7 protein-coding genes are annotated in these 12,928 nt (G+C 67.6%); 2 read left to right on the top strand and 5 right to left on the bottom strand.

Features of this window, described 5'->3' with window-relative positions; all coding sequences use genetic code 11:
• Nucleotides 1–4: 4 nt before the first annotated feature.
• The 5 genes from JJ685_RS00480 to JJ685_RS00500 all read right to left on the bottom strand — a co-directional run bounded on the left by JJ685_RS00480 (nt 5) and on the right by JJ685_RS00500 (nt 10,558).
• A complete protein-coding gene (locus JJ685_RS00480) occupies nt 5–6,145 on the bottom strand; it encodes a HAMP domain-containing protein (protein ID WP_456320563.1) in 6,141 nt (2,046 codons plus the stop codon).
• Between the two features lie 808 nt (nt 6,146–6,953).
• Nucleotides 6,954–8,084 (bottom strand): branched-chain amino acid ABC transporter substrate-binding protein, encoded by a 1,131-nt coding sequence (locus tag JJ685_RS00485; RefSeq protein ID WP_201672215.1) that lies wholly within the window; start codon nt 8,082–8,084, stop codon nt 6,954–6,956.
• Between the two features lie 158 nt (nt 8,085–8,242).
• A complete protein-coding gene (locus JJ685_RS00490; RefSeq protein ID WP_201672216.1) occupies nt 8,243–8,560 on the bottom strand; it encodes a hypothetical protein in 318 nt (105 codons plus the stop codon).
• Nucleotides 8,560–8,997 (bottom strand): DNA polymerase III subunit chi, encoded by a 438-nt coding sequence (locus JJ685_RS00495; RefSeq protein ID WP_201672217.1) that lies wholly within the window; start codon nt 8,995–8,997, stop codon nt 8,560–8,562. The genes JJ685_RS00490 and JJ685_RS00495 overlap by 1 nt, the downstream gene beginning before the upstream one ends.
• A gap of 10 nt (nt 8,998–9,007) precedes the next feature.
• Complete coding sequence (locus JJ685_RS00500) at nt 9,008–10,558, bottom strand: leucyl aminopeptidase (protein ID WP_201672218.1); 1,551 nt, start codon at nt 10,556–10,558, stop codon at nt 9,008–9,010.
• 42 nt (nt 10,559–10,600) lie between these two features.
• Here JJ685_RS00500 and lptF point away from each other — a divergent pair, with 42 nt between their 5' ends.
• Both lptF and lptG read left to right on the top strand, forming a co-directional pair.
• Nucleotides 10,601–11,701, top strand: a complete 1,101-nt coding sequence (lptF, locus tag JJ685_RS00505) for an LPS export ABC transporter permease LptF (RefSeq protein WP_201672219.1) — start codon at nt 10,601–10,603, stop codon at nt 11,699–11,701.
• Nucleotides 11,698–12,801 carry an LPS export ABC transporter permease LptG gene (gene lptG, locus JJ685_RS00510; RefSeq protein WP_201672220.1) on the top strand — a complete coding sequence of 368 codons (1,104 nt, stop codon included), beginning with the start codon at nt 11,698–11,700 and terminating at the stop codon, nt 12,799–12,801. The genes lptF and lptG overlap by 4 nt, the downstream gene beginning before the upstream one ends.
• Nucleotides 12,802–12,928: the final 127 nt, after the last annotated feature.

Below are 12,928 nucleotides of genomic sequence, written 5' to 3' on the forward strand. Positions count from 1 at the left end.
TGCCTTACTGCTGCAGCCAGGCACGCAGCACGGCAAGCAGGTCGGGCGTATTCACGGGCTTGGCCAGGTAGTCCCAGGCGCCCGCCTCGATGCACTTCTCGCGGTCACCCTTCATCGCCTTGGCGGTGACCGCAATCATAGGCAGGTTGCGGCCTTGCGGGAGCTTGCGGATCTCCTTCATGGTGGCCATGCCGTCCATTTCCGGCATCATGATGTCCATCAGGACGACCTGGATGCCGGGATCGTTGGCCACGCGGTTGATCGCTTCCCGGCCGTTGTCGGCCCAGACGATGTCCATGCCGTGCTCTTCCAGCACGGTGGCCAGCGCGAAGATGTTGCGCATGTCGTCGTCCACGATCAGCACGCGCTTGCCGGCCAGCGGCTTGGCGGACTCGTAGACGTCGTCGATCACGTTGCGCTTGAGCTCGGGCAGCCGCGCCAGGCTCTTGTGCAGCGCGATCAGCGCCGCGTCGAACAGCCGGGCTTCGCCGCTCACCTCGTGCACCGTCAGCGCCTCGTCGGAGTGCCAGGGATTGCGCACGCCGTCCTCGCCGCGGTAGAGGACCAGCGGCAACGGGCCGATGGTGGACTGGGCCGCGATCGCGCGCCGGAACTCGCGCGGGTCGGCGCCGCCGAAGCCGTCCTCCAGCACGACGGCGTCGAACCGGCTGTCGGCCAGCGCCTGCAGAAACTGCTGCGGGCTGGCCACGACGGTCGCGTCGACCTGCTCGCCCTCGATCTGCGCCAGCAGGTCGTTGAGCACGTCCTGGTCGTCCAGGGCCACCAGCAGGCTCTTCTCGCTGCGAGCGACATACGTGTAAAGCTTGTCCAGCATCGCATCGAGCACTTCCTTGGAGCGGATCGGCTTCTCGACGAAGGCCAGCGCGCCGGACTTGAAGGCGCGGTCCTTGCTGTCGTCGGTCGAGATCACGCACACGGGCACGTGGCGCAGCGACAGGTCGTGCTTGATGCGGTCGAGCACGCGCCAGCCGGCCATGTCGGGCAGGTGCATGTCCAGGGTCACGGCCGAGGGCTTGTGCTGGTTGGCCAGCGTCAGCGCCCCGGCGCCGACGGTGGTGACCAGGCCCTTGAAGCCCTTGGCACGCGCCGCATCCAGCAGGAAGCGCGCGAACGCGAGATCGTTCTCCACGATCAGCAGGACCTGGTCGCCCTGCTGGATGGAGTCGCGGTCGTCATTGGCCACGTTGTCGGCGGCATAGGCCTCTTCCGGCTCGGCCGGCCCCACGCCGCGCACGGGCTGCACGTCCTCGGCCAGCGCCGGCGGCTGCGGGGGCGCCAGGCGCTTGGGCACCGGCGCCATCGTGGCGTCTCCGCGGAAGTCGGTGGTCATGCGGCGCGTCGTGCGCGTAGTCATGTAGACCAGCGGCAGGTACAGCGAGAAGGTCGAGCCCTGGCCTGGCGAGGACACCAGGCGGATCTCGCCGCCCAGCAGCTTGGACAGCTCGCGGCTGATCGCCAGGCCCAGGCCCGTGCCGCCGTACTTGCGGCTGGTGGAGCCGTCGGCCTGCTGGAAGGCCTCGAAGATGATCTGCTGCTTGTCGGGCGAGATGCCGATGCCGGTATCGGACACCGAGAACGCCAGCACCTGCTGGGCGCGGTTCAGGTCCTCGTTGTCCGGGCTCCAGCCGGCGAACACCTCCTCGATGTTCAGCGTCACGTGGCCCTGGTGCGTGAACTTGAAGGCGTTGGACAGCAGGTTCTTCAGGATCTGCTGCAGGCGCTTGGCGTCCGTCACCATGGAAGCCGGCAGGTTGAGGCCGCTGCGCACGGTGAAGTCCACGTTCTTCGCCTCAGCGACGTGGCGGAAGGTGCGCTCCACGTAGAGCTGCAGGTCGGACAGGCGCAGCTCGTTGACGTCCACCACCACCGTTCCGGACTCGATCTTGGACAGGTCCAGGATGTCGTTGATCAGCATCAGCAGGTCGTTGCCGGACGAGTGGATCGTCTTGGCGAACTCCACCTGCTTGGGGGTGAGGTTGCCCTCGGGGTTCTTGCACAGCTGGTCCGACAGGATCAGCAGCGAGTTCAGCGGCGTGCGCAGCTCGTGCGACATGTTGGCCAGGAACTCGGACTTGTACTTGGACGTCAGGGCGAGCTGCTTGGCCTTCTCTTCCAGGGCCTGGCGCGCCTGTTCCACTTCCGTGTTCTTGCGCTCCACCTCCTGGTTCTGGTGCGCCAGCAGGCGCGCCTTCTCCTGCAGTTCCTCGTTGGTCTGCTGCAGTTCCTGCTGGCGGGACTGGAGTTCCTGGGCCAGCGACTGGGACTGCGACAGCAGGTCCTCGGTCCGCATGTTGGCCTCGATCGTGTTGATCACGATGCCGATCGATTCCGTCAGCTGGTCCAGGAAGGCCTGGTGGGTCGGGTTGAAGCGCTCGACCGACGCGAGCTCGATCACGCCGCGCACCTGCCCCTCGAAGATGATCGGCAGCACCAGCACGTTCAGCGGCGCGCTCTCCGTCAGCCCGGAGACGATCTTCAGGGTCTCGGGGAAGCTGGAGGTCAGCATGATCTTCTTCTTGTCGAAGGCGGCCTGGCCGACCAGGCCCTGCCCCAGGTCGACCTCCTTGCCGTAGGCGCCGTGGCCGTCCGAGGCGTACGAAGCCATCAGGCGCAGCCTGGGCTGCTCCTGCGTGTAGCGCAGCACGTAGAACTCGGCCTGCTGGGCGCCCACCACGGGCGCCAGCTCGGACAGGATCAGGTGGCCCACCGCGACCAGGTCGCGCTGGCCCTGCAGCATCCGCGAGAACTTGGCCAGGTTGGTCTTCAGCCAGTCCTGCTCCGTGTTCACCTGCGTGGTGTCGCGCAGGTTGCGGATCATCTCGTTGATCGTGTCCTTCAGAGCGGCCACTTCGCCCTGCGCTTCCACGGTGATCGAACGCGTCAGGTCGCCCTGCGTCACGGCGGTGGCCACCTCGGCGATGGCGCGAACCTGCGTGGTGAGGTTGGCGGCCAGCTGGTTCACGTTCTCGGTCAGGCCCTTCCAGGTGCCGGAGGCGCCTGGCACCTTGGCCTGGCCGCCCAGCTTGCCTTCCACGCCCACTTCGCGCGCCACGGTGGTCACCTGGTCGGCGAAGGTGGCCAGCGTGTCGGTCATGGAGTTGATGGTGTCGGCCAGCGAGGCGATCTCGCCCTTGGCTTCCACGGTCAGCTTCTGTTCGAGGTCGCCGTTGGCCACCGCGGTCACCACCTTGGCGATGCCGCGCACCTGCGAAGTCAGGTTGCCGGCCATGAAGTTCACGTTGTCCGTTAGGTCCTTCCAGGTGCCGGCCACGCCCTGCACGTAGGCCTGGCCGCCCAGCTTGCCTTCGGTGCCCACTTCGCGCGCCACCCGCGTCACTTCCGAGGCGAAGGAGGAGAGCTGGTCCACCATCGTGTTGATGGTGTTCTTCAGCTCCTGGATCTCGCCCTTGGTGTCCACCGTGATCTTCTTGGACAGGTCGCCGCTGGCCACCGCCTTGGTCACGTCGGCGATGTTGCGCACCTGCGAGGTCAGGTTGCCGGCCATGAAGTTCACGTTGTCCGTGAGGTCCTTCCAGGTGCCGGCCACGCCCTGCACGTAGGCCTGGCCGCCGAGCTTGCCTTCGGTGCCCACTTCGCGCGCCACCCGGGTCACTTCCGAGGCGAAGGAACGGAGCTGGTCCACCATGGTGTTGATGGTGTTCTTCAGCTCCAGGATCTCGCCCTTCACGTCCACCGTGATCTTCTTGGACAGGTCACCGGCCGCCACGGCGGTCGTCACTTCCGCGATGTTCCGCACCTGCGCCGTGAGGTTACCCGCCATCGAGTTCACGGAGTCGGTCAGGTCCTTCCAGGTGCCCGCCACGCCCTGCACGTCGGCCTGGCCGCCCAGCTTGCCCTCGGTACCCACTTCGCGCGCCACGCGGGTCACTTCCGAGGCGAAGGAGCGCAGCTGGTCCACCATCGTGTTGATGGTGTTCTTCAGCTCCAGGATCTCGCCCTTCACGTCCACGGTGATCTTCTTCGACAGGTCGCCGGCGGCCACCGCCTTGGTCACGTCCGCGATGTTGCGCACCTGCGAGGTCAGGTTGCCGGCCATGAAGTTCACGTTGTCGGTGAGGTCCTTCCAGGTGCCGGCCACGCCCTGCACGTCGGCCTGGCCGCCCAGCTTGCCCTCGGTACCCACTTCGCGCGCGACGCGGGTCACTTCCGAGGCGAAGGAGCGCAGCTGGTCCACCATCGTGTTGATGGTGTTCTTCAACTCCAGGATCTCGCCCTTCACGTCCACCGTGATCTTCTTGGTCAGGTCGCCCGCGGCCACCGCCTTGGTCACGTCCGCGATGTTGCGCACCTGGGCCGTCAAGTTGCCGGCCATCGAGTTCACCGAGTCGGTCAGGTCCTTCCAGGTGCCGGCCACGCCCTGCACGTCGGCCTGGCCGCCCAGCTTGCCTTCGTTACCCACTTCCCGGGCCACCCGGGTCACTTCCGAGGCGAAGGAGGAAAGCTGGTCCACCATCGTGTTGATGGTGTTCTTCAGCTCCAGGATCTCGCCCTTCACGTCCACGGTGATCTTCTTGGACAGGTCGCCGGCGGCCACCGCCTTGGTCACGTCGGCGATGTTGCGCACCTGCGAAGTCAGGTTGCCGGCCATGAAGTTGACCGACTCGGTCAGGTCCTTCCAGGTGCCCGCCACGCCCTGCACGTCGGCCTGGCCGCCCAGCTTGCCCTCGGTGCCCACTTCGCGCGCCACCCGCGTCACTTCCGAGGCGAAGGAGGAGAGCTGGTCCACCATCGTGTTGATGGTGTTCTTCAGTTCCAGGATCTCGCCCTTCACGTCCACGGTGATCTTCTTGGACAGGTCACCGGCCGCCACGGCGGTCGTCACCTCCGCGATGTTCCGCACCTGCGCCGTGAGGTTGCCGGCCATGGAGTTCACGGAGTCGGTCAGGTCCTTCCAGGTGCCGGCCACGCCCTGCACGTCGGCCTGGCCGCCCAGCTTGCCTTCGGTACCCACTTCGCACGCCACGCGGGTCACTTCCGAGGCGAAGGATCGCAGCTGGTCCACCATCGTGTTGATGGTGTTCTTCAGCTCCAGGATCTCGCCCTTCACGTCCACCGTGATCTTCTTGGACAGGTCGCCCGCGGCCACCGCCTTGGTCACGTCCGCGATGTTCCGCACCTGGGCCGTCAGGTTGCCGGCCATCGAGTTCACGGAGTCGGTCAGGTCCTTCCAGGTGCCGGCCACGCCCTGCACGTCGGCCTGGCCACCCAGCTTGCCTTCGGTACCTACTTCCCGCGCCACGCGGGTCACTTCCGAGGCGAAGGAGCGCAGCTGGTCCACCATTGTGTTGATGGTGTTCTTCAGCTCCAGGATCTCGCCCTTCACGTCCACGGTGATCTTCTTCGACAGGTCGCCCGCGGCCACCGCCTTGGTCACGTCCGCGATGTTGCGCACCTGCGAAGTCAGGTTGCCGGCCATGAAGTTGACCGACTCGGTCAGGTCCTTCCAGGTGCCCGCCACGCCCTGCACGTCGGCCTGGCCGCCCAGCTTGCCCTCGGTACCCACTTCGCGCGCCACGCGGGTCACTTCCGAGGCGAAGGAGCGCAGCTGGTCCACCATCGTGTTGATGGTGTTCTTCAGCTCCAGGATCTCACCCTTCACGTCCACGGTGATCTTCTTGGACAGGTCGCCCGCGGCCACCGCCTTCGTCACCTCCGCGATGTTGCGCACCTGCGCCGTGAGGTTGCCGGCCATGGAGTTGACGGAATCCGTGAGGTCCTTCCAGGTGCCTGCCACGCCCTGCACTTCCGCCTGGCCGCCCAGCTTGCCTTCGGTGCCCACCTCGCGCGCCACGCGCGTCACTTCGGCGGAGAAGGTTCCCAGCTGCTGCACCATCTTATTGATGGTCATGGCGGTGCGCAGGAACTCGCCCTCCAGCGCGCGGCCGTCGGCCTCCAGGGCCATCGACTTGGACAGGTCGCCCTGGGCCACCGCACCGATCACGCGCGCCACTTCGGACGTCGGGTGCACCAGGTCGGAGATGAGCGAGTTGATGGATTCGGCGGAGTCGCGCCAGAAGCCGCCGGCAGCGGGCATCGCCGCGCGCTCCTTCAGCTTGCCCTCCTTGCCGACCACGCGCGACAGGCGGGCCAGTTCCTGCGACATGCGCACGTTCTCGGCGACGACGTCGTTGAAGGCGTCGGCCACCTTGCCGAACAGCCCGGTCCAGTCGTGCGGCAGTTCGGCCTGGACGTTGCCCTTCTTCAGTTCGGTCAGCGAAGACAGCAGCGTGCGCGTGCGCTCGGACGACAGCTCCACTTCGTCCAGCAGCTGGTTCACGCCGGCGACGTTGTCCTGCCAGAAGCCGGTGAGCTTGTCGTCGGCGAGCCGGCGCGCGGAGCGGGAGCCGCCGTGCGGACCGGCCGCGACCGTCTTGAGCTTGTGGCTGGTGCGCGTGGTCTGCGAGGAAAGCTCGTTGAATTCCGCCGCGATCTTCCCGAACAAGCCGTCCCATTCCGTGGGCAGCGACACCCCCTGCTCGCCGCGCCGGAACGCGGACAGCGCCTTCAATACAAGCTTCAAGTCCCCGTCTCGATGCTCAGCGGTGGGCGGCTTCGCCAGAACTTCCATGTGATCCCCCAAAGGTAAGCAACTGTTGGCACGCCAACAGAGCTTGGGAGGGTAGCGCCTCGGGGAAAAGCCGGCAACGCGACAGGAAAGGCCGACCCGGCGCAAACCCATTGCTGGTGCGGACTGTAGGAGCCTGCTGACATGAAAAGAACTCAGGCACCTACAGGGCTGAAGCGCGCACGCTACGGAGTTTCCTGCATGCGCGGTGACTGCTGCGGCGCGCGCGCGGACCGCAGACGCGATACACACGGTTACCCCGGTCCAGCGGGAGGCGCGCTCGCGTGCGCGGCATGCAAGGAAAAAGGCCGCCCGAAGGCGGCCCTTTCATCGCGGCGCGACGCGCTTATTGCACGGCCGCCTTCTTGCCGTCCTTGTACGTGTACAGGGTGCTCGCGGCGTTCTTCAGTTCGCCGTTCGGCTCGAACACGATGTTGGCGGTGACGCCCTTGTAGTTCGCCTTCTGCAGCATCGGGATGTACTTCTTCGGATCGGTGGAGTTGGCGCGCTTCATCGCGTCCACCAGCACGAAGGTGGCGTCGTACGTGTACGGGCTGTAGATCTGGAACTGGCCCGGGAACTTCTTGTCGTACTTTTCCTTCCAGGCCTTGCCGCCGGGCATCTTGTCCAGCGAGGCGCCGCCTTCGGCGCAGACCACGTTGTCCAGCGTCTTGGCGCCGGCCGCCAGCTTGGCGATCTCGGCGGTGCAGATGCCGTCGCCGCCGAAGAACTTCGCCTTCGTCAGACCGAGCTGCTCCATCTGGCGCAGCATCGGGCCGGCCTGGACGTCCATGCCGCCGTAGAAGATCGCGTCGGGGTTCTTGGACTTGATGGAGGTCAGGATGGCCATGAAGTCGGTGGCCTTGTCGTTCGTGAACTGCTGGTCCACGACCTTCATGCCCTTGGACTCGGCGGTCTTCTTGAACACCTCGGCGACGCCCTGGCCGTAGGCGGTGCGGTCGTCGACGATCGCCACGGTCTTCAGCTTGAGCTTGTCGGCCGCGTGCAGGGCCAGCGCAGCGCCCAGGGCGTTGTCGTTGGCGATGATGCGGTAGGTGGTCTTGTAGCCGGGCTTGGTCAGGTTGGGGTTGGTGGCCGCGCCGGTGACGTGCGGAATGCCGCAGTCGTTGTAGACCTTGGAGGCGGGGATGGTCGTGCCGGAGTTCAGGTGGCCCACCACGCCGGCGACCTTGGCGTCGCACAGCTTCTGGGCGGCGGCCGTGCCCTGCTTCGGGTCGGCGGCGTCGTCTTCGGCCTGGATCTCGAACTTGATCTTCTTGCCGCCGATCGTGACGCCCTGGGCGTTCAGGTCCTCGATGGCCATGCGGACGCCGTTCTCGTTGTCCTTGCCATAGTGGGCCTGCGGGCCCGACATGGGCGCCACGTGGCCGATCTTGACGACCTCCTCCTGCGCGAACGCGATGCCGCAGGTGGCTGCCAGTGCGAGGACGACCGTCGTTTTCAGTTTGAATTGCATGGAAACCTCCAATGTTCGTGATGGTTGAGATCCACTCGTTGTTCGCTCAACGGCGCGGACCATATCGCAATTTCCAGGCCCCAGCCAGAGGGACTCCTCTAGGGCGCCAATGAAAAGCGAGCTTTGCATCACCTGCGCAACGCAATGCTTGCATCAGCTCAAACGTTTGGGCCCGCCATGCGTTGACGCGGCTGCATTTCGTCGGCGAGCGCCTCCGCCACGACCTCGCGCACCACGCTCTCGACGCGCTCGCGCAGCAGGGGCGTGAGCGCGCTGGTGTGCTCCACGATGGCGCTGGCGATGGCCTCGCGCAGCCGCCGGTCGAGCGTGAGCTCCACGCGCTGGAGGACGCGCTGCGCGAGCTGCTCCTGCGTCAGCCCGACCGGCGCGCCCCCCGCCGGTGCGGGCGGCGCGGGGGGCGTCTGCACCACCTCGGTCAGCGTGGGCACGAATCTGGGGGGCGTGCGCGTGGCCATCAGCGGGCCTCCCGTTCGGCGAGGTCGTGCTTGCGGATGGCATAGCCGCGGTCGGCATAGTGCTTCCAGCGCGCGCGGGCCTGCAGGCGGTCGTCCTCCTCCTGCGAGACCAGTTCGATCAGGCGTTCGAAGCGTTCGAAGCCCTCGGGCACCGCGCCGCCGATGTTCACCAGCACCTCGTGGTGCGGCGTGCCGCGGGGCGAGTCGGCCAGCACCACGGGGGAGGCCGCGACCACGTGCGCCTCGGCCGAGCCGACGTGCGCGTGCGGGATGAACTCCAGCGCCGAGAAGGTCCACAGCTCGGTGTCGAGGCGGCGCAGCAGCCCGGGTTCGCCGGTCACCACGACCCGGGAGCCGGCGCCGGTGGCCTTGCGCAGCAGCCGGCAGGCATAGGCCAGCTTGTCGGGCACGTTGAAGTGGAAGGCGACTTCGGTCATTCCCGGGGCATCATGCGCCGGCCCGGGCCCTGCCCTTGGCAGCGGCCTTCGCACCGGCGGCCGGCTTGCCTTTCCCCGCCGCCCGCGGCGAGGAAGCGGCGCGCTTGCCGGCCGGCGCGGCACCGTCCGCCTGCGCCAGCAGGTATTCGACCAGCAGGCCCACCGGGCGGCCCGTCGAGCCCTTGGCGCTGCCGCCCTTCCAGGCGGTGCCGGCGATGTCGAGATGGGCCCAAGGGTAATTCTGGGTGAAGCGGTGCAGGAACTTGGCGGCGACCACGGCCCCGCCCGCGCGCCCGGCGACGTTGGCCACGTCGGCGAAATTGGTCTTCAGGCCTTCCGCGTATTCCTCGTCCAGCGGCAGGCGCCAGCACGGGTCGAGCGCGACCTCGCCGGCCTGCTGCAGCTGCTGCGCCAGCTGGTCGTCGGTGGCGAACAGGCCGCTGCGCACGGCGCCCAGCGCCACCACGCAGGCGCCGGTGAGCGTGGCGATGTCCACCACGGCGCGCGGCTTGAAGCGCTCGGCATACGTCAGCGCGTCGCAGAGGATCAGGCGCCCCTCGGCGTCGGTGTTCAGCACCTCGATGGTCTGGCCGCTCAGGCTGGTGAGGATGTCGCCCGGCTTGTAGGAGCCGCCATCGGGCATGTTCTCGCAACTCGGGATCAGGCCCACCACGTTGAGGCGCGGCTTGAGTTCGGCCAGCGCGCGGAAGGTGCCCAGCACGCTGGCGGCCCCGCCCATGTCGAACTTCATCTCGTCCATCTCGGCCGAGGGCTTGATCGAGATGCCGCCGGTGTCGAAGGTGATGCCCTTGCCCACCAGCACCAGCGGCGGCTCGCCCTTGCCCGCGCCGTCGTGGCGCAGCACGATGAAGCGCGGCGGCTCGGCCGAGCCCTTGGCGACGCCGAGGAAGGACCCCATGCCGATGCGCGAGATCTCCTTGGGCCCGAGCACCTCGATGCCGAAGCCGTGCGCCTTGGCCAGCTTCGTCGCCTCGTCGCCCAGCCGCGTCGGCGTGGCGTAGTTGGGAGGCAGGTTGCCCAGCTCGCGGGCGAACTCGATGCCGGCCGCCGCGGCGCGGGCGCGCGCGAAGGCTTCCCGCTCGGCGCCCGCATCGGCGACGGCGACGACGACCTTCTTCAGCTCCCGCCCCTCGGGCTTGGACTTGGTCGCCACGTAGACATAGCTGCTCTCGGCCGTGCCGCAGACCGCCGCGCGCACGCCCGGGGCCCCGCTGCCGGGCGGCAGCAGGATCACCATGCGCTTCGCGGGCGAGGACTTGATGGCGCCCACCGCCGCCTGCACCGCGGTCTGCAGGCGCTTGCCCGAGCCGTCGCCGGCGCCGGCGAGGATCACGCGCGGGGCCGCGATGCCCTCCGTGCGGTACGCCTGCAGCAGCTTGCCGGCCTTGGGTTCGAGGTCCTTGGCCGCGAGGGCGGCGGACACGAGGCGCGAGACCGCGTCCTTGCCGGCCTGGAACCCCTCGGGCACCAGGACCACCAGCACGTCGCACTTTTCCGCGGCCGCGCCGGCCAGGTCCAGGGTCTTGAGTTCGAAGTCCATAATCCGTTGTTGTTCATGCGCCTGTCGCGCCCGCAGCCGCCGATGTTATTCCATTCAACCGTTCGCAAGGAACTGGCCCGCAGTTTCGGCGCCTCCCTCGTGGTGCTGGTCACCATCATCGTCACGATGACGCTGATCCGCACCCTGAGCCTCGCCAACCGCGGCAGCGTCAATCCCGAAGAAGTGATGATGGTGATGGGCTATACCGTGCTCGGCTACCTCTCCACCATCCTGACCCTCTCGCTGTTCATCGCGATCGTGGGCACCCTGTCGCGGATGTACCGCGACAGCGAGATGGTGATCTGGTTCAGCGCCGGCCGCGGCCTGTCGGCCCTGGTCAAGCCCCTGTTCCGCTTCGCCTGGCCCGTGCTGGCCGCCATCATGCTGCTGTCGCTGGTGGTGTGGCCCTGGGCCAACCAGCAGACGCGCGAGCTGAAGGAGCGCTACGGCAAGCGCGGCGACCTCGAGCGCGTGGCGCCCGGCCAGTTCCAGGAGTCCGCCAGCGGCCAGCGCGTGTTCTTCCTGGACAAGGACACGCCGGACAACAAGTCGGGCCGCAACATCTTCATCTCCACCCGCGACAAGGACAAGGAGACGGTCACCTCGGCGCGCAGCGGCCACGTCGAGACCATCGGGGACAGCCAGTTCCTGATGCTGTCGAACGGTCAGCGCCTGGAGAGCTCGACCACCGGCGAGGGCATCCGCATCAGCGAGTTCGAGGTCCATGGCAGCAGGGTGAAGGGCAACACGCTCGCCAGCATGGACGAGGCCCCCGTGCGCGCCCGCTCGACGCTCGCGCTCGCGCTCGATCCGACGCCCGCGAACCGCAGCGAGCTGGCCTGGCGCATCGGCATGGCGTTCGCGGCCCTCAACCTCGTGCTGCTGGCCGTCACCGTCTCCAGCGTCAACCCGCGCGCGGGGCGCAGCGGCAACCTCGTGTTCGCGCTGTTCGCCTTCGTCATCTACTACAACCTCCTGAACGTGGGCCAGAGCTGGGTCGCCTCCGGCCGAACCCCGGCCTCGACGTTCATGCTGCTGCTGCACGGGGGCACCTTCCTGCTGGCGGCGCTGTGGCTCGCCAAGCAGCACAACAACTGGGCGGTGCGCCCGGTGATGATGCGCCTGCGGGGGCGCGGCCCATGAAGACGATCCGCCGCCTGGTCTACCTGGAGATCCTCCAGGCCGTCGCATTCGTGAGCCTGGGCTTCCTCGCCCTGTTCTTCTTCTTCGACTTCGTCGACGAACTGGGCGACCTGGGCAAGGGAGGTCTCCAGCCTTACCGGATGACGCAGGCGCTGCTTTACGTGGCGCTGCGCATGCCCAGCCACCTGTACGAGCTGCTGCCCATCGCGGTGCTGATCGGCACGATCTTCGTGATGGCGCGCTTCGCCCAGAGCTCCGAATACACGATCCTGCGCACCAGCGGGCTCGGCCCGTGGCGCGCCCTGCGGGCGCTGCTGCTGCTCGGCTTCGGGTTCACGGTGCTGACGGTGCTCACGGGCGACTACCTGGCCCCGCTCAGCGACCGGACGGCGCAGCTGCTGAAGGCCCGCATGGACGGGATGCTGTCGGTGGGCACCACCGGCGCCTGGCTGAAGGAGCGCCAGCGCTACTTCTCGTACAACGTGAACGTCCGCTCGCTCACGCCCGATGGCCGGCTGCAGGGCATCCGCATCTTCGAGGCCGACGCGCGCGGCTACATGGTTTCGCTCACGCAGGCGCAGCGCGGCGTGTTCGGCGACGACGGCGCGTGGCTGCTGGAGAACGTCGAGCGCACCGAATTCAAGAGCGCCGACGATTCCACCCGCGTGCAGCGCGTCGCCCTGCCCAGCATGCGCTGGCCGACCGAGATCACCCAGGAGATGGTGGCGGTGGCCCTGCTCAAGCCCGAGCGCATGAGCACCATCGCCCTGTTCCAGTACATCCAGCACCTGGAGGCGAACTCGCAGACCTCGCAGCGCTACGAGATCGAGTTCTGGCGCAAGGTGTTCTATCCGCTCAGCTGCCTCGTGATGGTGGTGCTGGCGCTGCCCTTCGCCTACCTGCACTTCCGCTCGGGCGGGATCACCAGCTACGTGTTCGGCGGGGTCCTGATCGGCATCAGCTTCTTCCTCCTGAACAACATGTTCGGCTACATCGGCAACCTGAAGAACTGGGTGCCCTGGATGGCCGCCGGCGCGCCGGGCCTCCTCTACATGCTGGCCTCCCTGGGCGCCTTCGGCTGGCTGGTATTGCGGAGATGACCCACCCCCGAAGCGCCTGCGGCGCCTCCCCCTCGAGGGGGCGCCACCAGCGGCCCGGCAAAGCCGGTTCCGCGGTGGCACCCGGTTGCGCCATGCTTGCGCAATCGCCGCGGCACCCGGCGGGCGC

It is taken from the genome of Ramlibacter monticola (assembly GCF_016722785.1).
GTDB classification, from domain to species: domain Bacteria; phylum Pseudomonadota; class Gammaproteobacteria; order Burkholderiales; family Burkholderiaceae_C; genus Ramlibacter; species Ramlibacter monticola.

Bases quoted from the DNA above. Each gene is read 5' to 3' on its own strand.
- lptG (WP_201672220.1), top strand. From the start codon at position 11,698: ATGAAGACGATCCGCCGCCTGGTCTACCTGGAGATCCTCCAGGCCGTC.
- JJ685_RS00480 (WP_456320563.1), bottom strand. From the start codon at position 6,145: ATGTCGCAGGAACTGGCCCGCCTGTCGCGCGTGGTCGGCAAGGAGGGC.
- JJ685_RS00485 (WP_201672215.1), bottom strand. From the start codon at position 8,084: ATGCAATTCAAACTGAAAACGACGGTCGTCCTCGCACTGGCAGCCACC.
- JJ685_RS00490 (WP_201672216.1), bottom strand. From the start codon at position 8,560: ATGGCCACGCGCACGCCCCCCAGATTCGTGCCCACGCTGACCGAGGTG.
- JJ685_RS00500 (WP_201672218.1), bottom strand. From the start codon at position 10,558: ATGGACTTCGAACTCAAGACCCTGGACCTGGCCGGCGCGGCCGCGGAA.
- JJ685_RS00495 (WP_201672217.1), bottom strand. From the start codon at position 8,997: ATGACCGAAGTCGCCTTCCACTTCAACGTGCCCGACAAGCTGGCCTAT.
- lptF (WP_201672219.1), top strand. From the start codon at position 10,601: ATGTTATTCCATTCAACCGTTCGCAAGGAACTGGCCCGCAGTTTCGGC.